The following is a 25475-nucleotide window of genomic DNA, read 5'->3' on the forward strand; positions in this document are numbered from 1 at the left end:
CCTGACATGTATTATTATATAAAACATATAGGTTTAGTTGGCATTAGTCAATTAAACCTATATGTAAAAATGTTAGGAGAGTGAATAATATGAAGGATAGAAAATTTAAGTTTGACACTTTGCAGGTACATGCAGGTCAAGAACCTGACCCTGCAACAGGCTCTAGGGCAGTTCCAATTTATCAGACTACTTCATATGTATTTAAAGATGCACAACATGCTGAGGATCTTTTTTCATTGAAAGAATCCGGCAATATATATACCAGAATAATGAATCCTACCACTGATGTTTTAGAAAAGAGAATTGCAGCCCTTGAAGGAGGGGTGGGGGCTTTGGCAGTTGCCTCAGGTTCTGCTGCCATAACTTATGCAGTAATGAATATTGCAGGAGCAGGGTATGAGATTGTATCAGCAAGCACTTTGTATGGAGGTACTTATAATTTATTTTCCGTTACATTACCTAAGTATGGCATAAATACGGTTTTTGTTGATCCGGACGATCCTGAGAATTTCAGAAAAGCAATTAATGAAAAAACAAAGGCGGTATTTATAGAATCCATAGGAAATCCAAGTTCCAATATAATTGATATTGAGGAAGTGGCAAAAATTGCCCACGAAAACGGGGTACCTTTAATTGTGGACAACACATTTGGAACACCTTACCTGATAAGACCTTTTGAGTTTGGGGCTGATATAGTTGTACATTCAGCAACAAAATTCATTGGTGGTCATGGTACCTCAATAGGGGGACTCATTGTTGATTCAGGTAAATTTGACTGGGCAGCAAGCGGCAGGTTTCCGGAATTTACAGAGCCGGACATGAGTTATCACGGATTGAAATATTCTGAAGCCCTTGGTCCCTTAGCGTATATTACTAAAGTAAGGGTGCAGCTATTAAGGGATACCGGTGCTGCAATCAGCCCGTTTAATTCCTTTTTGCTCCTTCAAGGTCTTGAGACTTTGTCCTTAAGGGTTGAAAGGCATGTTTCCAATACTAAAAAAATCGTTGAGTTTTTAAAGAATCATCCCAATGTGGCTTGGGTTAATTATCCGGGCAGCGAAGACAGCAAGTACTATAATCTTGCACAGAAATATTTTCCAAAGGGACCAGGCTCTATATTTACCTTTGGAATTAAGGGCGGAGTAGAGTCTGCTAAGAAGTTTATTGACAGTTTGGAAATTTTCTCCCTATTGGCAAACGTGGCAGATGCAAAATCCCTTGTAATTCACCCTGCAACTACTACTCACGGACAGCTTTCAGAGGAGGACCAAAAGGCTGCAGGGGTTACTCCGGACCAGATAAGACTTTCCATTGGAATTGAAGATCCGGAGGATCTTATTTATGACTTGGACCAGGCACTAAAAAAAGCAGTAGAGTAGATTATATAAGCAGGATTGCAAGAATTAATGGGCAGTACACCGGGAATGGCAAACTGGAATATATAAACAGTTAACGGGAATATATGACCCAATAAATAATGTATGACCAGAATAAATGCAGTATAAAAGTATATAGCATATGGGAAAATAAATACCAGTATTTAGAAACAGGGCTGCTGCACTGATAAACTAGTGCACAGCCTCTTTTTTTAACTTGCTATATATTTAAAAAATCAGTATAATGAAATTAAATTGTATCTGATGCATAATTAGGTCAAAGATTGAAATTATTTATCACAAAAGTCAAGGAATATGAGGAGTACAAATGATTGATCTACTTAAAAGAAAGCGTTATATATTATTGGACATTGGTTTAATTCTATGTGTATTGGTGGTTATTATAATACTTGGTCAAAGTTTCGTGAACGTGATAAGACCTTTTATTTATGCTTTGGTTCTTGCATATATTTTAAATCCTTTGGTAAACTTTATTGAAAAGGGAAAAGTGAAAAGGGTTTTTGCAATACTGATTGTTTTTTTATCAATTTGTATTTTTGTTGTATCCATATTTGCGATAATTATACCTAAATTTGCAAAAGATATATCTGTTTTTATCACAGAGGAAATTCCTGCAATTTTTAATTTTGTAAATAAAGCCATAGATGATTTCAAGTCGGGAAATTTGTTTAAAATACCCGAAGTGTTGTACGATTATATAAACATAGACAATGAATTAAAGAAAATTGCAAAAGTCATAAGTAATGCCTTTAGTCAACTTTCAACTATAATAGTGGAAGGTACAGGCACACTTTTAGACATAGTGCTGACGCCTATAATTGCTTTTTATTATCTTAAGGATAAAGATATAATTATAAATACATTTATGAAACCTATAAATAACAATAAAAGGGATAAATTAAAGGTAATTGCAAAGGAAATAGATACTGTGTTAGGCGGTTTTATAAGGGGACAGCTGGTAATAGCTGTTTTTGTTGGCATACTTACAGGTGTGGGATGCAAAATATTGGGGGTTCCCCACTCCCTTACAATTGGACTGGTGGCAGGAATTACCAATGTTATCCCTTATTTTGGACCATGGATAGGAGGAATATTGCCGGTAATCCTTGCTATTATGGATAGTCCCATAAAGGCTTTGTGGGTTGCCATAATGATAGTTATTGTACAGCAGTTAGAATCTGCATTTATTTCTCCCCAGGTTATGTCCCGCAGTGTAGGTCTGCACCCTCTTTTAGTTATGTTTTCAGTTTTATTTTTTGGAAAAGCTTTTGGTATTATTGGTATGATAATAGGTGTGCCTTTGACGGCAACTATAATAGTAATAGTTAAACATGTTTTAGAACTAAGAAAATCCTTTAAAGCAAAAATTCAAACAGCAAACAGAGGTATAGAATAAAATAAAGATATTATAGTAAGGATGTGTTATAAATGCTTGTTATTTTATCAGGAAGTTCCGGAGTAGGTAAAAATACAGTTATTAACAAAATATCAAAAGAAAACAGCAATATTGAGCTAATGCCCACTATGACCACAAGGGAAATGAGACCTGGTGAAGAACCGGGGAAGCCCTATACATTTGTAACAAAAGAAGAGTTTGAACAGATGATAAAAAATGAGGAGCTTTTGGAGTATCAGATAGTCCATGGGTATTATTACGGAACCCCTAAAAAAGTTGTTGAAGAAAAGCTTAAAAGCGGAAAAGTTCTCATAAAAGATATTGATGTGGACGGTACCCAGGTTTTAGTAAAAAAACTACCAAAAGTTGTTACCATATTTATAAAACCTGCTTCAAAAGAACAGCTTATTGAGAGGCTTAAGTCACGGGGGGAGACAAGAATTGAAACGAGAATTGCCAGGTACGAATATGAAGAAGAAATGTCTAAGAACTATCAATATATTGTAATAAATGATAAACTAGAAGAAGCAGTTGCTGAAATTAAAAATATAATTGATAAAGAATATAAAAAATTAAACTCTCAAAACTAAGGTTCTTTGCGTAGGTTTAGTTAATGGAAACTGGGGGACTTTACAGACAGCTTCTTAATCATTTTTTATATTTATACATTTATACAAAGGAGGGTATTTTATGCCGAAGGGAAGATTTGGCATCCATGGGGGACAGTACATTCCGGAAACCCTTATGAATGCAGTTAATGAACTTGAAGAAAGCTATGAGAAATTTAAAAAAGACCAGGCTTTTCTTAAAGAGCTGGAAGATTTATTAAAAAATTATGCCGGCAGACCGTCACTTCTCTACTATGCAGAGAAAATGACTGAGGATTTAGGGGGGGCAAAAGTTTATTTAAAGAGGGAGGATCTTAACCATACAGGTTCACATAAAATAAACAATGTATTAGGTCAGGTACTTCTTGCAAAATATATGGGGAAAACCCGTGTAATTGCAGAAACAGGGGCAGGACAGCACGGGGTGGCAACTGCAACGGCAGCGGCACTTTTAGGGCTGGAATGTGAAATTTTCATGGGTAAGGAAGATACAGAAAGACAAGCATTAAATGTTTTTAGGATGAAGCTTTTAGGGGCAAAAGTACACACCGTTACAAGCGGGACCCAGACCCTGAAGGATGCAGTTAATGAAACAATGCGTGAGTGGGCAAGGAGAGTGGAGGACACTCATTATGTATTGGGTTCTGTAATGGGACCTCACCCTTTTCCTACAATTGTGAGGGATATGCAAAGCATTATAGGCAGGGAGGTCAGAAAACAAATTTTAGAAAAAGAAGGAAAGCTGCCGGATGTTTTAATGGCATGCATTGGAGGCGGCAGCAATGCCATAGGACTGTTTTATGATTTTATTGAAGATAAAGAAGTTAGGCTCATAGGATGTGAAGCTGCAGGGCATGGTGTGGATACAGATAAAAATGCAGCTACCATGACAGTTGGAACCCTTGGCATATTCCATGGAATGAAGTCGTATTTTTGCCAGGACGAATACGGTCAAATTGCACCTGTTTATTCAATTTCTGCAGGGCTGGACTATCCTGGAGTGGGACCGGAACACGCAAATTTGAAAGATATGGGAAGGGCAGAATATGTGGCTGTTACTGATGAAGAAGCAGTAGAAGCCTTTGAATACCTTTCAAAGACAGAGGGAATTATTCCAGCAATTGAAAGCGCCCATGCAGTGGCCTATGCAAAAAAAATTGCACCAAAAATGAAAAAAGACCAGATAATTGTAATTTCTCTTTCCGGAAGAGGGGATAAAGATGTGGCTGCAATAGCCCGTTATAGGGGGGAAGAAATATATGAGTAAAATAAAGCAGGTATTTGAAAATAAAAAAGCTTTTATACCATTTATTACGGCGGGTGATCCTAACCTTAAAACTACTGAAGAACTGGTAATAAAGATGGCTGATGCAGGTGCAGATTTAATTGAACTTGGCATACCCTTTTCTGACCCGGTTGCAGAAGGACCGGTAATAGAGGCAGCCAGCTACCGTGCATTAAAGGCGGGAGCCACCACTGATAAAATTTTTGATATGGTATCAAATATTAGAAAGACATGCAGCGTTCCAATAGCTTTCATGACATATGCCAATCCTGTATTTACCTATGGAACTGATAAGTTTATGAGAAAGTGCAAAGAAGTGGATGTGTCAGCAGTTATCATTCCTGATATCCCTTTCGAAGAAAAAGAAGAGATTCTTCCCTTTTCATCAAAATACGGGATTGACTTTATTTCCATGATTGCCCCAACTTCAAAAAACCGTATACGTGCCATTTCCCGTGAAGCACAAGGGTTTTTGTATTGTGTTTCTTCAATGGGGGTAACAGGTGTCCGTGAGGATATAGGCAGTGATGTGGAGGAAATGATTAAAATAGCCAAAGAGGAAAATGATATTCCATGTGCAGTGGGGTTTGGAATTTCCACTCCAGAGCAGGCGGCAAGATTGAGCAAAATTTCCGATGGGGTGATTGTGGGAAGTGCTATTGTAAAAATCATAGGAAAATACGGGGAAAACTGCATTCCCCATGTACTGGAATATGTGAGGGAAATAAAGAGAGCCATTAGCTAGTTTTATAAATTAACTCCAATGATAAAGAAACTTTACTAAATGATAAAACTTTACTGAATCAGGCAATAAAAACATTCTTAAAAATTTTTTTATTGCCTGATTTAAATATGCGGTATTTTATTATTAAATTGATTTTAAGAATCTTTACATTAAGCTTATAAAGCACTATAATAAAGAGTATGTGATAAAGTATATTAATTGTTATTACATGATATTTTTAAGATTAATGTAATACCCTGTGTATTATCATTTTAGGTAAAATAATATTACTAACAAAAGATGAATATAGGTGGTATTTTTATGAAAAGAAAAGTATTGGCTATTTTTTTTGTTTTTGTTTTTATTATGACCAGTGTAAAAGTTTCAGGTATAAGTAAACCGGAGGAGGAAAACTTAGAGATAATTACACCGGTTGCCATTATGGAGAGGGAGCCCTATTATGAGAATCAAAAGATAACAGTTGTATTTTCCATAAAAAACAAAGGCAAAAATCCAATTTACATAGATTCTATAACAGCGGCAGCAGTCAATGAAGAGGATCAGTATTCAAATTCCCAATGGTTCAGGTCTGTTGTAATTGAGCCTGGCAAGTCATATCATTTTAAAGGGGATATTGCCTTTGAAAAAGCAGGAAAATATAGTGTTTTCATTTGTTATAAAAAGCAAAACGGCGGATGGGTTAAATTTGATGACCCTTCTTTAGCTTTAGAAATAGAAATAAATAAAAAAGATAATGGTTTTGAGGAAGTTAAATTTTTGCCAAATGCCTATAAAGGTCACCAATATGGACCTGTAGAAGTATTTATAAATGATGATTATAAAAATGTCAATTTTAGTGACATAGACTTACCGGAAGGCTTAAAAATTACAAAAGATGGATGCATTACAGGGATTCCGGCTAATTCAGGGGAATTTACATTTGAAATACATTTTAAAAATGGTATGAAAGAAGTGTATAAGCTTACTGTAGAAGAAGATACCGGTTCACTATTTAATAGGACAGCCATAAAAAAAGACAATTTTGTTTTTCCGGGTACAAAGTCAAATACATTTTCAGATATACAAAATCACTGGGCTAAAGACACAATTATGCGCATGTATTCATTGGGCATTATAAAAGGTTTTCCTGACGGGACCTTCTGTCCTGACAGTCCTGTAACCAGGGCGGAGCTTTCAGCAATTGTCTTCAATGCTTTTAATTTTTCATCAGGTGAAGAAAGTGAAAGTGATGATGAAAAGAAGTTTACTGATATAGAAAAGCATTGGGCGCAAAAATTTATAGCAGAGGTATCTAATCATTTTATATTTATAGAGGATGATATTTTTAGTCCGGACACACCTGCCAACAGGCAAGAGACAACTGCTGTTATTGCAAGTGCAGCAGGACTTAATAATTCATATACCAACCCTTCAGTTGTAGACTGCGTTTTTAAAGATTCACAATCAATTTCTGAGCCTTTAAAAGAATTAATAGCCCAGTGCTACTTAAAAGGCATTATCAGGGGCTATGAAGACGGTACGTTCGGTCCGGATTCAAATGTAACCAGGGCTGAAGTTTGCACCATTATTGAAAATGTCCTTATAAGCGGTGTTACAACAGATATTCTTTCATCCAGACCTTTTTATAACCAGGAGCATTTAGAAGATGAAGGGAATTCATTTCAAGAGTTTTTAGCTGAGAACTATGCTGATGAAGGTTATTTAATTCCTGCCACCAGAGGTGGCTCTTCCGGAATTGACAAAAGAAAACTCAGAGAATTGAGACTTGAATATATTTTTGGCAAAAACAGCGATGGTACATATAAGTTTTATAAAACCAAAGAAGAAGCAGATGCCAATATGGTGGATATTGATATTAAAGTTTGGGATTTTGACCCTAATACAGGGGAGAAAATTACAAAAACACTAAAGTTGACGGTTAACAAGAAAATTGCAGATGAGACTTTGGAGATATTTGATTTAATATACCGGCACGAAGAAAAGTTCCCCATTAAATCGGTGGTGGGATATACCTGGAGACCACCGTACGGCTCCAACAACAGAATTTCAGAACACAATTACGGGACTGCCATAGATATAAACTGGGCGGAAAACCCCCAGGTAATAAACGGGGTGGCAGTTACCCAGGGACATTGGCAGCCGGGGGTAAATCCATACTCCATACCGGCAGACGGCTCAGTGGTTAGAATATTTAAGTCTTACCAATGGGCATGGGGCGGCGATGCCTGGGGAAGCCACAACAGGGACTATATGCACTTTAGTTTTTTGGGAAATTAATAATTTTTTATGGTGAATACTTTGGGAAATAAAAATAAGGGGGATCTTGATATTTTAAGACCCCCTTAAAAATTTGCACTACCTATAAAAAACATGGTTGCCAATTCTCTTATAATACTGTCTGTTTTTCACTATCCATGTTCCTGCTGATTTAGAGGGATTAAAAAAATACAATGAATCCCCAACAGGTCTTGCCCCGTTTAATGAATCTTTAGCAGCTTGCATGCTGGATTTGGAAGGTGTATTGTAAATTGTGCCGTTGGCAACAGGAGTGAACTGGGGTATGCCTTTGTAATATTCAAAAATTACCCCGTATATTGTATTTGGAAACCCAGGGGATTTTACTCTGTTTAACACAACATTTCCCACGGCTACTTTTCCTTCATAAGGTTCACTTTGGGCTTCTGCATGTATAATCCTTGAAAGCCAGTACACGGCGTCTGAGTAAGCAGAGGAGTATAACAAGGACTTTGTCTGTTTTCCGGCAATGCCGTCTATCCTGATTTTATTATCCAATTGAAAATTAATTACCGCTCTTTCGGTTATTTTTCCATATATACCGTCTACAGAGCTTTTGTAATAACCTTTGTTTTGCAAGGCTTGTTGAAGCCGTACAACTTTTGTCCCCCTGCTTCCAAATTTAAGGTTTGTATACGATGAACTCCCGTGTGCTGCTATAGTTTGCATTAAGCATAGAACTATAATTATCAGCAACAAAAATACTCTTTTAACATTCATCTGTATCCTCCTTTCTAGGATTGGCATTTTTAGGGGCATCCAGCATTACAATACTGGTATTATACATAAGTAAACTCATTATGTAAACCTATATTTTTAATATACCATAAGTTACAAAAAACAATCTCAGGAAATACCGTTTATGAGGAGCCTTGTTTGGAAGTTTTATTGACATAGTCTTAAGGTTATTATAAAATCGATAATATAATAATTTTAATGTAATAAAAAAATAGTAAAGGTGGTATTTTAACATGAGGTGGGGAAGACTGGCCATAGTGTTGCTATTATTTTTTTGTGTATTTGCTATGGCGCAGGGGAAAAAAGTTTATGCAGCAGTTTCAAAGCAGATATTTATCACTGTAGAGATAAACGGCAATTACATCAAGATGGATGTGCAACCATACATAGCTAATGGAAGGACTTATGTACCGCTGCGTTTTGTAGCAGAAGCATTAGGAGCAGATGTACAATGGAACCAGGAAGAGAAAAAGGCAAGTGTATCTTGTGATGATAATAATATAGAAATGTTTGCAGGTAGCAATGTAATTTTAGTAAATGGTGAAGAACAGCATATAGACACAAATATTGAGATTGTGGACGGGCGCATAATGATTCCTATAAGGTTTATTGCAGAAAACTTAGGTTGTTCTGTGGAGTGGGATGATTTGGTGTTTTCTGTAATAATTGAAAAGGAAGGCATTGAAGTACCACAGGAATATATTTACGAAAGGGAATACACAGATGAAGATTTAATATGGCTTGCTAGAATAGTAAATGTTGAAGGCGGCGGGCTGTCATTAGATGTAAGACTTGCAATAGCAAATGTGGTGTTAAACAGAAAAGAAAGCCCACGTTTTCCAAACAGCATCTACGATGTCATTTTTGATACAAATTATAGTGTCCAGTTTCCACCTGCACACAGGCCAGGTTTTAAAGAAATGGTACCATCAAAGGAATGCATTACAAGTGCCAAAATGGCATTAGAGGGAATTAACAATATAGGTAATGCCTTGTTTTTTAATAACGTACCTTTTAAAAGCAGAAGCGTTACCCTTCACAAGATTATAGACGGTATGTATTTTTATTATTAAATGTTAAAAAAAATTTATTTCAAATTAGCTTTAAATTGCTTATAATAAATTTATTAAGTTGTTGTTAAAAAAGAAAGAAATTTATGCAAGAAAGAAAATTAATAAATATTGCGGGGGTTATTATGAAGTATAGTAAATTTATAAGTTTTATTTTATTAACTGTTATTACTTTTTCTCTGGTTTCATGTTCAAATAAAAAGACTGATGGGGACGAGAATAAAAAAGTGGATGAAAACAACATTATAGCAGAAGTTGCAGGTGAAAAAATAACAGTACCGGAGTTAAGATTTGTTTTTAATCATATAAGAAATGTGTGGGAAGAAGATGCCAATGTAGACAGGACAGATAAAAAGCAGGTAAAAGAGTTTTGGGAAACAGAGTTTGAAGGTAAAAAAAGGGAAGACGTAATAAAGAAGGAGTCTTTAGAGGACTTAATAGAAATGAAGATATTAATCAGTAAAGCAAAAGAAGAAAATATCCAGCTAGATGAGGAAGATAATGAGGAAATAGATGAACTTTTAAGACAATATATTGAAACAAACGGAGGGGAGCACCTTGCCGAAATTACACTTAATACAAATTTTGGCATGAGTTTAGAAGACTATAGAAAGATAAATGAAGAACTTGTGCTTTCAGCAAAATATAAAAAAGAAGCTGTTAAAAACATTGAAATTCCTTTAGAGGACATAGAAAAATACTATAACGAAAATATTGATGAAGTTGAAATGGTGACTATAAAGTATATTTTAATTCTCACAGAAACGTACCCTGATGAAGATCCTCTTACGGAAGAAGAAATAGAAGAAAAGAGAAAGTTGGCTGAAAATGTTTTAAATATGGCTCAAAATGGTGAAGATTTTGATGCTTTGTCTCAGGAATATAATGAGGACCCGGAAGTAAAGCTATATGGCAATAAGCTTACTTTTTCCAGAAAGAATGCCAGGGAGGACTTAAAAGAGTGGGCTTTTAGTGCAAGTGTAGGTGAACTTACCATGTTGGAAGTACCTGCAGGTTTTATGATACTTAAGCTTAGTGAAAAACATGGTTTTGATTTTGCTTCAGAGGGAATTAAGTATGTTTTGCAGCAGGAAGAGTTTGAAAAAAGATTAAAACAGTGGAAAGAAGAAGACTTTACAATTAATCAGGAACTAATAGACTCCCTTAATATGATAGAATAATATTCTTTAAAAGATAATTAGGAGGTACAATTTATGACGATACCTGTAAAAGACTTTTATGATAATGAGATGTTAAATGAGTTGTCGGAATTAGCTGAGGTAAGCTACGCTATTGACCCTGAATTATATGGCAAATTTGATGTAAAACGGGGATTGAGAGATATCAATGGTAGAGGTGTGCTTGCAGGACTCACCAAAATAGGTGAAGTACATTCATATATTATTGATGAAAATGAAATGGTACCGGTTCCAGGCAGACTGCTTTACAGAGGGATAGATATTGCAGATTTGGTAGAGGGTTTTACCAGTGAAGGGCGTTTTGGTTTTGAAGAAACCTGCTACCTGTTATTATTTGGTGAGTTGCCTGACAGAAGGCAGCTGGCATCTTTTGAGGAGTTTCTAGCAAGTTATAGAAAACTTCCCAGAAGTTTTGTACGCGACATGATAATGAAAGCACCTAGTAAGGATATAATGAATGTCCTTTCAAGAAGTGTGCTGGCATTATATAGTTACGATGATATGCCAGATGATACCTCTATTAAAAATGTACTAAGGCAGTGCATCCAGATGATTGCACGTTTTCCTTTGCTGGCTGTATATGGGTATCAGGCTTATTCTCACTATCATGGTGACAAAAGTCTTTTTATTCACAGCCCCAGAGAAGACCTTAGCACTGCAGAAAACATTTTACATATGCTGCGACCGGACAGTAAATTTACAAAGCTAGAGGCGTCGGTTTTAGACCTTGCCCTTGTACTTCATGCTGAACATGGAGGGGGAAATAACTCTACTTTTGTAACTCACGTGGTAACTTCAACGGGAACAGATACCTATTCTGCTATGGCAGCTTCATTAGGTTCACTTAAAGGTCCAAAACATGGCGGGGCTAATATAAAAGTTGTTCAGATGTTTGAAGATATTAAAGAAAATATTAAAGACTGGAATGATGATGAAGAAATTGCAAACTACCTTGATAAAATTTTAAAGAGGGAAGCCTTTGACAAATCGGGTTTGATTTATGGAATGGGACACGCTGTTTATTCTGTATCGGACCCCAGGGCAGTGATACTTAAAGAATATGCTTCTAAGCTTGCAGTAAGCAAGGGATGTGAAGATGAATTTAATTTGTTTTCAAAAGTGGAAAAGATAGCTCCTGAAGTGATAGGAAAGATAAGAAGAATATATAAGGGAGTAAGTGCAAATATAGATTTTTACTCCGGATTTGTATATAAAATGTTAGGTATTCCTCCTGAACTATACACACCTATATTTGCTATTTCCAGGGTGGTTGGATGGAGTGCTCATAGAATCGAAGAATTGTCAAACAAAGGGAAAATAATCAGACCTGCATACAAAAGTGTTGCTAAAAGAAGGGATTATGTAAAAATAGACAAAAGGTAAATTCAGCCTAAATCAAATATACTGCAAAAATAATTCCATTGAGGACGGATTTTGTACATTTCAAGCACATTTAAGTACAGGAAAAAATAAATATAATATAATATAATATAAGTACGGCGATATAAATTAAACAAAAACAATTCCAGTAGATTTGTCAAAGATGTGAAATGAATGTTTCACATCTTTGATTTTGAGGAACTAAAAGAATCACTTTGATTCTAATCCAAGTAATTCTTTTAGTTTTCTAAATTTAGCTTTACTTACCGGGATATCGCCTTCTAAGCCCTTTAGTTTAGCAACATAACTGGTAGAGCCAAACCAAGGGGTCAGCTTTATTATGTGATTTATATTGACAATATAGCATCTGTGGCATCTGAAAAAGTTAGAGTCTTTTAATTGGTCTTCTAAAAAGTCCAAAGTCTCTTTTACGGTGTATTGGTCATTGTTTGTTACTGCAACAGCGCATCTCTTTCCAGATGTAAAATAGACAATATCATGTATATTAAGGATAAACATTTCTTCATTTTTCCATGCAATAATTTTTTCATTGCACAAAGAGAGCTTTTTTTCTATATTACTTACTCTTTCCATCAGATTTGAAATACAATCATAAATAAGTTCCATGTCGTCGTTATCAGTATCCGAACCGGAACCCCTTTCAGGAAACACTTTATGATTTTTTTGAATTAATAAAAATTCTGATAAAATATTATCAAGAACTTTAGAAGTTTTAGAATAAAAATCATTAACTGTTGTAGAGGTATTTAAATCATCTACAGGCAATTCTTTGCTTACTTTTTTAATGGCTTCAATATTTTGCTGTATAGTCATAAGTGCAGAGTTAATTTTTTCACAAGCATTTTTTATATAGGATTTAATGGAGGATATTTCAGAGTTATTACAACTTTCATTATTAGTATCAGATGCATTTTTATGAAAAATATCTTCAATTAGAGAAGATAATAAATCTATATCCCAGGGTTTTTGTATAAATTTGTTTATTACTCCGCTGTTAACCATGTCTTTTACTGCATCAAGGGTTGCCTGACCTGTAAGCAATATACAGGAAGTAGAAGGAGAAATTTCCTTTATCTTTTTAAACAATACATTACCTTTCATATGTGGCATGAGATAATCACATATTACTACAGGAATTTCCTTGCCTTCAGACATCAGCTCTTCTATGAGTTCTAATGCTTCTTCACCACTTTCGGCAGTTTCAACTTGAAAAGCGTAGTTGAATTTAACTTCAAGTTGTTTTTTAAGACTGTCAAGAACTATTTTTTCATCATCCACGCACAAAACAACCGGAATTCCCATAATGCTATCTCCATCCAATAAATATTATTTACTTTGGAAAAATATAATCAAATTTTCCCAATCTTTTCATACAAGTTTCAAATAATATATTATAGCTTAAACAGAGGCTAATATAAAGACAAACTAATATTTTTGAATTATTGTTCCACCAATTTTAACATATCTTTAAGCTTGTTTACTTCTGATTCAATACCGGATATTTTTTCAGCATCGCACAAATTAATCATATTTTTTAGTTTTAACACTGTTGTATACATTTCTTTTAATGTGTTTAAATCCGCTATAATTTTATTTGCTTCCTCAGGATTCAGGCATTGCTTCTCTATAAGAGAGTTTTTTGTTTTTTGTATTTTCTCTTTTATTTGCGTTTCCTTGCCGGAAAGAAATTGTAAGTTTTTATGCTGCTTCTTTTTTATATGATACAACTCTAAAGAATCAATTACAGCTTTTTTTAGTTCTTCTTTGTCCCAAGGCTTGTCAAAATATTTGTAAAGATTTGCATTATTTATTGCATTTGCTACTCCTTCAAGAACAGCCTGTCCGGTGAGCAATATTTTAAATGTATCCGGAGATTTTTGGTGAACTTTGCTGAGTAAGACATCGCCTTTCATTCCTGGCATTATATAGTCGCAAATAATAACAGGGATATCATAACCCTCATTTAGGAGCTCATCTACCAATTCAAGAGCCTCTGAACCGCTTTCTGAAATTTCAATAGTATATTTATCATCAATATACGTTGCTAATTCTGATTTTAAGCTGTCTAAAACAATTTTTTCATCATCTACTAAAATAATTGCAGAATTGTTGGAGAATTCACAATTCACTAAATCCCTCCAAAAATATTAATTATAAATAATAACTACCGATATAATTATATAATATTTTTGCAAATATTTAAATAGAAATGACCAAAATGGGTGTAAAAACGTAGAAAAATGAAAGGATATCGATAATATGAGGTTTTTTTATGATTTTTATAATGATTTAAAAGAAGTATTTAAAATATGCCGTGAAATTATATCAAAATATCCTGAAGGGTTAAATGATGCAGGACTAAAAAACCTTAAAAGATATAATGTATTTGAAGAAAATGCTTCAAAAAATTATATATGCTATTTACTTTCCTTTTGGATAAATGACAAATGCCATCTTAAAAAAGAAATATGTATAAAAATAACCGTTGCAAACATATTTATGATGTTATTTGCATTTATACAAGATGACATAATTGACAGGGAAATAGAGGATGAGGATATTCCTATAATGATAATACTTGGAAATTTATACTTTTCAGAATTTATGTCCATTTACAGGGAAGTTTTTAAGGGGTATGAAAAGATATGGGATTATTATAATTTTTATATGAAAAAGTGGAGCAAATTTATTTTAGATGAAAAAATAAATATAAACAATAGTATGCCACTGGATAGTGATAAAATGGTGTCTTTAATTTCAGGTAAAGCAGAGCTTATCAAAATTGCTGTGGCGGCAATTTGTATTTTAGCTAAAAAGGAAGAATTACTGGATATGTATTTTAAGGCGGTTGACAGGGTTTTATTTTCACTTCAGGTGGCAGATGACTACATAGATTGGAAAAAAGACCTTAAAAGAGGTAATGGTAATATTTTACTCAAGGAATTTACAAAAAAGAGGAAGTTAAAGTGTTATAAGGATATAAGGGAATTTGATGTAAAAGAAGAGATGATTTTTGGAAGCCTGTTAAATGATTTATATATGCTCTTAGTTAAAAATTCCCACAAATTAGACTTAATAATAGGGGATAAAAACATGTATATAAAAGAATTTAATGACAGTATATTGAAGTTTATGAAGTCTCAAATGGAAATTTATTTAGAAAGAAGGAAGGAAGTAAAATTAGGCGGTTTTTTTAACTGGGTTGATAAAAACATTTTCAATAAAAGCAATTGAAGTGAGGGCTGCTTGGCATTTTACCCGTCATTAAAAAACATAACAGTATATAGTAATCAATAAGAAAAGGAGGCAGTAAAATGAAAGCAGAAGAGCTTAGGGATAAGATAATAAAAAGGGCTGTTTCTGATGAAGAGTTTAAGCGAAACTTATTAAAAGAACCTAACAAAACCATTGAAAGGGAATTTGGCATATCTACAGGGAATAACGAAATAATAGTTCTTGAAGAAAAACCAAACCTATTCTATATTGTAATACCGTATTCAGGCAATACACCTGCCGGAGGGGACTACAACTGGTAAATAACAAAAGCATTTAAATCTTAACCAGTGCTTTTATCATCAAGTGTTTTATTTATTGGAATATAAACAGAAAAGGTTGTCTTGCCAGGTTCAGTGCTCACTTCAATTTTTCCATTATGATTATTGATGATTCTGGCTACAATATCGAGACCTAGTCCGGTTCCTTCACCTAAAGGTTTGGTTGTAAAAAAAGGCTGGAAAATTTTATCCTTTATGCCGTCAGGAATTCCGGGACCTGAATCGGTAATTGACACAACTATACAGTTGTCTTTTACAGTTGTATCTATTGTAAGTACTCCTTTATATTCCATTGCCTGAAGGGCGTTATGAATTATATTTGTCCACACTTGTGTAAGTTCATCGGCATTGGATTTAATTTTAGGGATATCAGAATAATTTTTTACAACTTCCACTTCTGGCTTGATTTTATTATTATATATTGTAAGTACAGTTTCGATGGTTTGAATTACATCTGTATCTTCTTTGTCAGTTGAATTGCTTTGGTGGGAATAAGATTTTAGTGCAAATACAACTTTAGAGGTTTTATCTGCGGCTAATGATATAGTGTGTGAACTATTTTTAAGGTTTGTCACTAAATAGGCTACTTCCACTATTACGTGCAATTCAGGGTTTTCTAAAATTTTAATGTATGGTTTATAATCTGATATACCTAAAGACGTAAGCTGTTCTGCTAATTTGTGTGCATTTTTTATTCCCAGCTGGTTTAGTTCTTTTAAAATAGCCCTTTTGTGCTTCCGTTCATCTTTTGTGGAAATATAAATATTATTGTTTTTTGAATTTTTAATAAGGAATAAAAGCATTTGAATTTTTTCAGGTGTAGCAACCGTTAAAAAGCCGGACAGGGAGTTGATGATATTTTCAATATATCCTTCCATATTATTAATGGATGCCTGTATAGCCCCTAAAGGAGTATTTAATTCATGTGCAATTCCGGAAACAAGCTGACCTAACGCCGCCATTTTTTCTGATTTTATCAGTTGTTCCTGGGTACTTTTCAGCTTTTCTAAAGTTTCAATAAGTTCTATATTTGAGGCATGTAATTCTTCATTAAGTAAGGTAAGTTCAGTATTTGCCTCTTTAAGCTGGCGGGTCCTTTCAAGAACTTTATCTTCTAAAGTTTTATTCAATTCAGCAAGCCTGTCCCTGGATTTTTTAACTTCATTCCACATTAAATCCAATTGGGCATTCTTTTTTTCAAGCCGCTTTGAATAAAGAATAGTTTTATTGTGAAGAGAAGTGATTTTTCTTGCTAAAATAATTATTTGTGAAAATATAAAAATAAGAATACCCCACTGAAAAAGTGAAAACCTATAATTATTGGAATAAAATAAAAATACGAACATTTCAGCGATGAGAATACCTGCAAATCCAAAAAGACCGGCCATAAATATTTTGGCATCGGTGTTTCCTTTGTAAGAATTATATATAGCGGTTGCTACAAGTATTATCATGCTGATTAATGACCATCCTCCAAGCAGATAAACATAAGGGTGGTAACCTAGTATAATGACATCTATTTTATGCAAAAACATTATAAAGAGTACAATTATATTTATTTTCAGAGATATATTGATTATTTTTTTGTATCCTTCCCCAAATATTTGCTTGTAAAAATAAGTTATTGAAAATAAGGAGCCCAATACCAGAATACTAAAATATCCATCATACACCCAATCAAATTCAGGGAATTTTTCTATAAAATTAGAAAATTGTACAATATACACAAGCCCCATACATATTAATACAGGGCACAGGGAGATAACTATTTTTTTACTGAGACCTACAATAAGAAATGCAGCTATAAGCAAAACTATACCCAAAAAAATCAATGAAAACCCAATTACTTCACTGACATATCCCTTTTTTGAAAACAAGGAAGATATTTTTTTATAATCCCCAAAATATACATTTTTGACAGGTCCAAATCTGTGATATAAATCCAAAGATATCCGTATATATAAATAGTGTCCGTAGTCGTCAGGAATAAGGGGGACAATGAAAGAATTTTTGTCAGTGTTTGAATGCAAGTTCCTGTTGTCAAAAATAAACCTTCCGTTTATGTATACTGAAATGGACTCACCATAAATTTCCTCAAAATAAATTGCCGGAGACAGCCAGCCGGCTTCGGGTATTTTTATTCTGAGCCAGACAGTATTGCAATTTTTAGGTCTTTGTATATAGCTTGATATATTTTCAATATTATTCCACTTCAGATTATATTCCGGGGACTCAGGGGAAAGACTGAGGCTTTCTGCTAATAAATCGCCTATATGATACTGCCAGTTTTCATTCAAAGTAGTGTAAGCATTGTAATCAGTAATGTGTGTATTTTGGCCGTTAGCATTATTATCAGAGGAAGTGGAATAAACAGGTATAAAGGCAAAAAGAATAAAAAATAAAAGCAATGAGGTTAAAATATTTTTAAAGCTGCACTTCATTATTTATCTCTCCTGTTTAGTACGCTTATTTATAGGCATATTATATTTAGGGCAGTTATAAATATTGATTAATAATTAAATTATATATACATAAAGACTGTGTGTCAAAATATTTTTCTACAGAATAAATTGGATTATTGCATTTTTCTTTTTTATTTGATAAAGTTTAAATGTAAATTGTTCTTTTGTAAATTTTATTTTATAGATTCTTAGTACTTTTCGTAGATTTATGTTATTTTTTGCAGTTTATAATAGTTTTTAAAATATTTACACTGGTAGTTTATACAGCAATCTTTATATTTATCTCCGTATTTATTTTTTTAGGGCATTTTTTAATATCTAATAATCAACAGGAGGTCGTTTTTTATGAAAAAAACTATTGCAAAAAGAATTTGGCTATTGGTTATAGTTAGTGTTCTAGTTATGGTGTTTGTCGGATGTAATTCAGATACCGGTACAGAAGACCCGGATATCCGGACTGAAGAAACCCAGACGCCGGGAACTCAAGGTGATGAAGAGGAAAATACAGATGATTTTGAAGAAATTGAGGAAGAGGAAGAAGTGGCAGAAGAGGAAGGAGACGGTACCCCATTTAATAACGGGCACAAAAAAAGAGTTAAAGCCAGAGGGCTATATTTAACTGCATCTACAGCCGGGGCAAGGTTAGACCATTATATTGAACTTGCAAAAACCACTGAAATAAATGCTTATGTTATAGATTTAAAAAATGACTACGGTACAGTAGGGTACAATTCAAATGTCTCATTGGCACATGAAATAGGAGCAGTTGAAGTTAGGTTTGATATTGATAAAGTTACACAAAAATTAAAAGAAAATGATATATATGCTATTGGGAGAATAGTGGTTTTTAAAGATCCCATTCTTGCAGAAAAAAAACCTGAGTATGCTATAAAAAATAAAGACGGGGGATTGTATGTATTTAATGGAACAAACTGGATTGATCCTTATAATGAAGAGTGCTGGAAGTATGCAATAGATATTGCAAGGGAGGCATTGGACAGGGGATTTGATGAAATACAATTTGACTATATAAGATTTCCGGATGGAAGAAGAAGTGAAATGGTATTTGAAAGTAAAGATGACAGGGAAGCACCTGAAGTTATAAATGATTTTTTAGCATATGCAAGGCAGGAGCTGAAAGGTGAAATACTATCCGGTGATATATTTGCAATTGTTTGTGAGACTACCGGGGATACAGAAGGTATAGGACAGGTTTTTGAGCTTATTGGGGAGAACCTGGATTATATATCTCCCATGATATATCCTTCTCACTATGCTCTGGGGCAATCTATTAATGGAGTAGTATTTCCAAAGCCGGATTTAGATCCATACGGAGTGGTTTTAAATACCCTTCTAAAGGCAAAATCCAGGTATGAAAAGGTGGAAGGACACACACCTATTATAAGGCCGTTTTTACAGGATTTTACCGCTTCCTGGATAGAACAGGGAAATTACCAGAAGTACGGTACAGAGCAGGCAAAACAGCAAATACAAGCTGTTTATGATGCAGGGTTTGAAGAATGGTTTTTCTGGGATCCATTTAACAATTACAGTGAAGATGCTTATGAAAAAATTGATAATTAAAAATTACAATTAAAATTAATAATTAAAAATTGATAATTACAAGCGTTAAATCCGGGTATTAAAAGATGAAATATTAAAAACCGTCCAATTGCTTTATACATTGGACGGTTTTTTATCTACGGTCAGAGAGATATTTATTAATTTAACATAATTTTAATCTGAATTTTTGCCATTTGATATATCTATAACGTTTACCATGTTTATTCCTGAAACAGCTTTAATTTTTTCAATTATATCCGGTGAAACTTTTCCATTAACGTCTACTATTGTGTAGCCGGTTTTATCTTTGTTTTTGCTAATCATATCTGCAATATTATAATTGTTTTGTGCCAGTATTGTAGTAATTTGACCTAACATATTAGGAATATTATCATGAGCACTTATTATTCTAGTGTCACCGGAGAAAGGAAGCTCACAATTAGCATAGTTAACAGAATTCCGTACATTTCCTTTTTCCAAAAACTCCCTGAGTTGACTTGCAGCCATAAGGGCACAGTTTTCTTCAGACTCGGGAGTAGAAGCTCCTAAGTGGGGAATAGCTATTATACGTTCATTTCCCAACAACTCTTCTTCCGGGAAATCTGTCACATAGCATGCTACTTTGCCGTTTTCAATAGCTTCTAAAATATCTTTGTTGTCAACTAATCCGCCTCTTGCAAAGTTTAATATTCTTACGCCTTTTTTCATGATTTTTAGAGTGTTTTTATTTATCATACCGTTTGTGTTTTCATTAAAAGGCACATGGATTGTAATGTAATCTGAAACGGAAAGCAAGTGGTCAAGGCTTGAAGCCTTTGCAACATTACTTGAAAGTTCCCACGCAGAATTTATTGAGATGAAAGGGTCATAGCCTATTACATTCATCCCAAGTGCTAAAGCGTCATTAGCAACCATTACACCTATAGCGCCAAGTCCTATTACCCCAAGTGTTTTTCCTTTAATTTCAGGACCTTTAAACTGGGATTTTCCTTTTTCAACAAGTGCCGGTACCTGATCCCCGTTTCCTTTAAGGGACTGAGCCCATGATATTCCATCATGGATTTTTCTTGAAGCTAAAAGTAAAGCTGCAAGGACAAGTTCTTTAACTGCATTTGCATTAGCTCCCGGAGTATTAAATACAACAATTCCCTTTTTTGTGCATTTGTCTATAGGAATGTTGTTAACACCGGCACCAGCCCTGGCTATTGCTTTTAACTTAGGTGGCAGCTCCATATCGTGTATTTTAGTACTTCTTAAAATTATTGCATCAGGATTTGAAATTTCAGTTGCTATTTCATATTGATCCCTTGGAAAAAGCTCCAAACCCTTTGCTGAAATCTTGTCTAGAGTTTGAATAGTAAACATTTTTTTCACCTACCCATAAAATTTTATTTTATAGCTGTTAAATTAAAATTGCAGCCTCTCACATACTATTCTTCTTAAATATAAATTTATGTTATAATATAAACATACGAATATTTAAGTATATATTTGAAATTTACAACAAATTAATGAGATTGTCAATAGTTTAACGAACTTTTTATTATTAAAATATTATTAAAAATGATAAATATACCTAATTGAATATACAAGTCCATGAATATGTATTATAATAGTTATATTGTAATAAGCTTTTTGTTTGTAATTTGTTTTTTAATAATTACAAAGAACTTGTATGAAAGTCATAAAAATCTTGAGACACAAGATTTTACCTAAAATGACGTATAAAATTAAAGAGGAGGGTTATTTTGGATAAGGATTTAATAGAGAGGATAAATCAACTTGCAAGAAAGTCAAAAACTGCGGAGGGATTGACAGACAAAGAAAAAGAAGAACAAAAACTTTTGAGGCAGAAATATTTACAAAATTTCAGGGTAAATTTTAAAAACACTCTAAGCTCTGTAGTTATTGTAGACAAGGATGGAAATAGGAAGCCTCTTAAGCCTAAAGGTATTTGATTTTACATTAAAAAAGTGATACAATTTGCTATGTTAGACATTAATGTACAGTGTGTTATTTTACTTAAAGCTAAATCCGACAGTTTTGTATAAAATGTATTAATTTTAAAATATTTTCAAATGAAAATGTGCATAAAAAAGGGGGATTAAAATGAATGCTGGCAGTTTTTTTGCAGATATATATATATATACAATTACAATATCTTTAGTTCTTATAGGTGTTTTTGTAGTTATAAAGATTCTTAAAGAGGCAGGACTTATTAATTTAAACGCCCTGACAGAGGTTAATAAAAAGTTTTTATCTAATATATCTTCTTTCGGTGAAAAATTTAACTTTTTAAAGAAAATTCCCACTAATAAATTAGAAAAAAAAAATATAAAGCTGTTTTTTTCTATTGCTGCCATAACGCTATTTTCAAGGTTAATTATTTTTATGTTTGCTTTTCTTTGGAATTATTTTAATGAAGGAGATATGCAAGGTTTTTTTAAAAGCTTTGAAAAGTTATGGGTAAGGTGGGATTCGCCCCATTATATATATTTAGCTGAAAACTGGTATGTTAATGAAGGAACGGCTAAGATTTTTATTGCTTTTTATCCCCTGTATCCTTTTCTAATGAAGATTCTTAACTTTTTTACCCAAAATTCTATATTATCAGGGATAATTATATCCAATGTATGTAATTGTTTTGCTTCATATTACTTGTATAAATTAGTGAGTATAGATTTTGATGACAAAACGGCTTTTGCAGCAGTGAAATATATGCTAATCTTTCCTTTTTCCTTTTTCTTTGGAATAGTATATACCGAGAGTCTTTTTATGATGCTTTCAATTATGTGCTTTTATTACTTAAGAAAAAACAATTGGCTTCTGGCAGGTTTTTTTGGTTTTTTATCAGCCGTTACAAAAAACCAGGGAATTATTCTTTTTGCACCGGCTGTTGTTGAAGTCCTTATGTCTTTAAAAATCCAAAATATACGCTATGCTTTAGAAAACAAAAAAAGACTCTTTATTGAATTTTTGAAAAAATTTACATACATTATTCCCATACCTTTAGGTTTTGGTGCATATCTTACTTTGAATAAACTTGTAACAGGTAGTTGGTTTAAGTTTCTTGAACACCAGTCTTCATACTGGCATCATAATTTTAATTTAATACATGATACATTAAAATATCATTTTGATTATATGACAAGGGAGTCTTATTCCGGTCTTACTAAAGTTTCCATATGGCTTCCCCAGCTGGCTTTAATTTTTATAGTGGTGCTTTTAATGATATATGCATTTAGAAAAGTACGGGGGTCATATATTTTGTATATGTTGTTATATACCGTTATGATATATTCCACCACTTGGCTGATAAGCGGGGGAAGGTACCTCCTTTGTCTGTTTCCTGTACACATATTAATTGCTATTATGTCACGGAAAAGCAAATATATGGATTTTGCACTTACATTTACATCCCTTGTTTTTTTAGGTTATTACACTATATCTTTTCTTCAAGGCGGGGTTTATTAAAATTGCTTTTAAAAATAAAGAGAATCAGGAGTGTTGGCAGTGAATAAAAGAGTGAAAGAACTGCTGGATAATATGGAAAAAGTCATAGTAGGCAAGAGATTTGTACTAAAACACTTTCTTGTGGCACTATTAAACAACGGTCATGTATTAATAGAAGATGTTCCTGGAGTTGGGAAAACCCAGATTGTAGCATGTCTTGCCCGTTCTGTAAACGGTGTTTTTAACAGAATCCAGTTTACTCCCGATGTAATGCCTTCGGACATAATGGGTTTCTCAATGTTCAATCCTTCCACAAGGGAATTTGAATATAGGGAAGGTGCAGCTATGTGTAATTTTTTGTTGGCAGATGAGATAAACCGGGCTTCACCTAAAACCCAATCCAGTTTATTAGAAATAATGGAAGAGTATCAAGTAACGGTGGATGGAAAAACTTACCCGCTGCCTAAACCTTTTATGGTGCTGGCAACTCAAAACCCCATTGAAAGTTTTGGAACATACCCATTGCCGGAAGCACAAATGGACAGGTTTTTTATAAAATTGTCCATAGGCTATCCTGAAAAAGATGAAGAAAAACTTATAATTGACAGATTTGGGGCAGAAAATCCCCTGGATGAATTACAACCTGTTTGCAGTATTTCTGATATACTTAAATTACAAGAAGAAGTAAAAAGAGTTAAAGTAGAAGATTCTTTAAAATCATATATCATTGATATTGTAAATGAAACAAGAAAAAACCAATACGCTGTTGTAGGGGGAAGTCCAAGGGGAAGTCTTAGTCTGTACAGGGCTTCAAAGGCTTGGGCATATATTAACGGAAGGGATTATATTTTGCCTGATGATATACAGCAAATGGCTATACCTGTTTTGTCCCACAGGATAATTATAAATCAGGAAGCAAAGATGAATAATATAACTTCTGATGATGTTGTAAAAGAAGCGCTTTTAAATGTAGAAGTTCCTGTTTTAGAGCTGGCACAATAATGCATTAAGGGATGTTGCTATGGTTAAGTTTTTTGTGTATTTTTTAATAATAGTACTTGTATTTTTATATAATTATATACTTGCCGGGGAATCCAGCATATTGATGTTATATGCCCTTATATTCGTGCCTGTGTTTTCTGCAATCTTTACATACCCTGTAAAGTCTAAAATTGAGATTTTATTTCAAATACCAAGTGGGGAACTTGAAAGAGATGCTATAGCGGATGTTAACCTGACTATAAAAAATAAATCTGTTTTTCCTGTCCCATTTTTAATTATTTCCTTTGTTGAGCCGGTAAATCTTAATATTTCTCATCCTGGTAATATATGCATTTTTTTAAGACCTATGCAATCAAAAACTATAACGGTTAAATATAAGGCAAAATACAGAGGTGTAGCCAAGATAGGTGTAGAAAACGTTGTATTAAAAGATTATATGGGTTTTTTTAAAATCCCTCTTTTAAAAGAAGACAGGAAAAAGCAAAGTACCGGGGAGATAGTGGTAACCCCTAAGCTTATTAATATTAAACCCAGCAGTAAAATACTTAGGAATTCAAATAATGTAAAAGAAGATACGGAAAACCCGTCTGAAAGCCTTTTAGTATGGAGCGGCGAGCCAGGGTATGAATTTAGGGAATATGTACCTGGGGATCCTTTGCAGAAAATACATTGGAAGCTTTCTGCCAAGTATGAAACTTTAATGGTTAGAAAAAATGAAGGAAGCAGTACCGGCAAAAAACTTCTTATTATAGATCCATATATAAATGCAGCAGAAATAGAGAGAGATTCACTAAAAGATGAAAAAAAACAAAATACAGAAAAAATTTTAATGATTGAAGAAAAAATACTTGAAGGGGTAATTGCAATAGCAAATATCAATGCTGCATTTGGAAAAGAAGTTGACATATGTCTCCTTGAAGGAGATAAATGGAATAAATACTCTCTCAAAGATGAAAAAAGCATTTCGTGGCTTAAGCACAAACTTGCACATTTTGAGTTCAGGAAGTCTTCAGATCCTGAATTAAGCAGAATCCCATCTATAGATATTTTGACCCGGGATGGGGATAAACGCCACTCTCAAATTGGCGACACCGTTATTTTTACAGGAACGGAAGATGATATTTTGGCAAATGAAATTAGTAAACTTCTAAGTTCCGGAGCTGCTGTAAATTTAGTGATGGTAGAGGGCTTTAATGACAATAAAAGCGAGAAAAGAGATGTTTTGTATTCAAAAATGATGCTGGATAATCTTTGGGTGATAGATGTTAGAGAGGACCTTAATAAAGCTTTTTTATAATTTTTACTAC

21 protein-coding genes are annotated in these 25475 nt (G+C 33.6%); 16 read left to right on the forward strand and 5 right to left on the reverse strand.

The window, feature by feature from the left end:
* Positions 1–89 precede the first annotated feature (89 nt).
* The 6 genes from HVS_RS02335 (at position 90) to HVS_RS02360 (ending at position 7708) form a co-directional block, all read left to right on the forward strand.
* Positions 90–1379, forward strand: coding sequence for a homocysteine synthase (locus HVS_RS02335; protein ID WP_101298856.1), 1290 nt, complete (start codon positions 90–92; stop codon positions 1377–1379).
* A 325-nt stretch (positions 1380–1704) separates the two neighbouring features.
* Positions 1705–2793, forward strand: a complete 1089-nt coding sequence (locus HVS_RS02340; RefSeq protein ID WP_101298858.1) for an AI-2E family transporter — start codon at positions 1705–1707, stop codon at positions 2791–2793.
* Positions 2794–2825: 32 nt separating this feature from the next.
* Positions 2826–3383: a guanylate kinase gene (gene gmk / locus HVS_RS02345; protein ID WP_101298860.1), complete on the forward strand. Its 558-nt coding sequence runs from the start codon at positions 2826–2828 to the stop codon at positions 3381–3383.
* Between the two features lie 100 nt (positions 3384–3483).
* Positions 3484–4668, forward strand: a complete 1185-nt coding sequence (trpB, locus tag HVS_RS02350) for a tryptophan synthase subunit beta (RefSeq protein ID WP_101298862.1) — start codon at positions 3484–3486, stop codon at positions 4666–4668.
* The gene (trpA, locus tag HVS_RS02355; RefSeq protein ID WP_101298863.1) at positions 4661–5431 is read left to right on the forward strand and encodes a tryptophan synthase subunit alpha; all 771 of its coding nucleotides are present in this window, start codon (positions 4661–4663) and stop codon (positions 5429–5431) included. Before trpB ends, trpA begins: the two co-directional genes overlap by 8 nt.
* Positions 5432–5731: 300 nt before the next feature.
* On the forward strand, positions 5732–7708 hold the full coding sequence (locus tag HVS_RS02360; RefSeq protein ID WP_159063351.1) for an S-layer homology domain-containing protein: 1977 nt from the start codon (positions 5732–5734) through the stop codon (positions 7706–7708).
* Positions 7709–7786: 78 nt separating this feature from the next.
* Here HVS_RS02360 and HVS_RS02365 read toward each other — a convergent pair whose 3' ends face one another.
* Positions 7787–8446 (reverse strand): cell wall hydrolase, encoded by a 660-nt coding sequence (locus HVS_RS02365; protein ID WP_207654796.1) that lies wholly within the window; start codon positions 8444–8446, stop codon positions 7787–7789.
* A gap of 251 nt (positions 8447–8697) precedes the next feature.
* Between HVS_RS02365 and HVS_RS02370 the strand changes: the two genes are divergently transcribed.
* The 3 genes from HVS_RS02370 (at position 8698) to HVS_RS02380 (ending at position 12116) form a co-directional block, all read left to right on the forward strand.
* Positions 8698–9537, forward strand: a complete 840-nt coding sequence (locus tag HVS_RS02370) for a stalk domain-containing protein (RefSeq protein WP_101298867.1) — start codon at positions 8698–8700, stop codon at positions 9535–9537.
* Positions 9538–9659: 122 nt separating this feature from the next.
* Positions 9660–10715 carry a peptidylprolyl isomerase gene (locus tag HVS_RS02375; protein ID WP_157942958.1) on the forward strand — a complete coding sequence of 352 codons (1056 nt, stop codon included), beginning with the start codon at positions 9660–9662 and terminating at the stop codon, positions 10713–10715.
* Between the two features lie 33 nt (positions 10716–10748).
* Positions 10749–12116 carry a citrate/2-methylcitrate synthase gene (locus HVS_RS02380; protein WP_101298871.1) on the forward strand — a complete coding sequence of 456 codons (1368 nt, stop codon included), beginning with the start codon at positions 10749–10751 and terminating at the stop codon, positions 12114–12116.
* Positions 12117–12323: 207 nt separating this feature from the next.
* On the opposite strand, the gene HVS_RS02385 is transcribed toward HVS_RS02380, so the two are convergent.
* On the reverse strand, positions 12324–13436 hold the full coding sequence (locus HVS_RS02385) for a response regulator transcription factor (protein ID WP_101298872.1): 1113 nt from the start codon (positions 13434–13436) through the stop codon (positions 12324–12326).
* Between the two features lie 137 nt (positions 13437–13573).
* The gene (locus HVS_RS02390; protein ID WP_101298874.1) at positions 13574–14263 is read right to left on the reverse strand and encodes a response regulator; all 690 of its coding nucleotides are present in this window, start codon (positions 14261–14263) and stop codon (positions 13574–13576) included.
* Between the two features lie 130 nt (positions 14264–14393).
* Between HVS_RS02390 and HVS_RS02395 the strand changes: the two genes are divergently transcribed.
* Together HVS_RS02395 and HVS_RS02400 are read left to right on the forward strand one after the other, a co-directional pair.
* Positions 14394–15368 (forward strand): hypothetical protein, encoded by a 975-nt coding sequence (locus tag HVS_RS02395; RefSeq protein WP_101298876.1) that lies wholly within the window; start codon positions 14394–14396, stop codon positions 15366–15368.
* 80 nt (positions 15369–15448) lie between these two features.
* Complete coding sequence (locus HVS_RS02400) at positions 15449–15670, forward strand: hypothetical protein (protein WP_101298878.1); 222 nt, start codon at positions 15449–15451, stop codon at positions 15668–15670.
* Positions 15671–15690: 20 nt separating this feature from the next.
* On the opposite strand, the gene HVS_RS02405 is transcribed toward HVS_RS02400, so the two are convergent.
* Entirely contained in the window at positions 15691–18129 is a 2439-nt protein-coding gene (locus tag HVS_RS02405; protein ID WP_101298879.1) for an ATP-binding protein, read from the reverse strand.
* A gap of 366 nt (positions 18130–18495) precedes the next feature.
* Between HVS_RS02405 and HVS_RS02410 the strand changes: the two genes are divergently transcribed.
* Entirely contained in the window at positions 18496–19734 is a 1239-nt protein-coding gene (locus HVS_RS02410; RefSeq protein ID WP_101298881.1) for a putative glycoside hydrolase, read from the forward strand.
* A gap of 153 nt (positions 19735–19887) precedes the next feature.
* Here HVS_RS02410 and HVS_RS02415 read toward each other — a convergent pair whose 3' ends face one another.
* A complete protein-coding gene (locus HVS_RS02415) occupies positions 19888–21078 on the reverse strand; it encodes a 3-phosphoglycerate dehydrogenase family protein (RefSeq protein WP_101298883.1) in 1191 nt (396 codons plus the stop codon).
* A 383-nt stretch (positions 21079–21461) separates the two neighbouring features.
* Here HVS_RS02415 and HVS_RS02420 point away from each other — a divergent pair, with 383 nt between their 5' ends.
* From HVS_RS02420 to HVS_RS02435, 4 genes are all read left to right on the forward strand, one after another.
* Entirely contained in the window at positions 21462–21671 is a 210-nt protein-coding gene (locus HVS_RS02420; RefSeq protein ID WP_202861487.1) for a DUF896 domain-containing protein, read from the forward strand.
* A 151-nt stretch (positions 21672–21822) separates the two neighbouring features.
* Entirely contained in the window at positions 21823–23187 is a 1365-nt protein-coding gene (locus HVS_RS02425) for a glycosyltransferase family 39 protein (RefSeq protein ID WP_101298886.1), read from the forward strand.
* 39 nt (positions 23188–23226) lie between these two features.
* A complete protein-coding gene (locus HVS_RS02430; protein WP_101298888.1) occupies positions 23227–24168 on the forward strand; it encodes an AAA family ATPase in 942 nt (313 codons plus the stop codon).
* 19 nt (positions 24169–24187) lie between these two features.
* On the forward strand, positions 24188–25465 hold the full coding sequence (locus HVS_RS02435; RefSeq protein ID WP_101298890.1) for a DUF58 domain-containing protein: 1278 nt from the start codon (positions 24188–24190) through the stop codon (positions 25463–25465).
* Positions 25466–25475: the final 10 nt, after the last annotated feature.

The sequence above is a fragment of the Acetivibrio saccincola genome, assembly GCF_002844395.1.
GTDB classification, from domain to species: Bacteria; Bacillota; Clostridia; order Acetivibrionales; family Acetivibrionaceae; genus Herbivorax; species Herbivorax saccincola.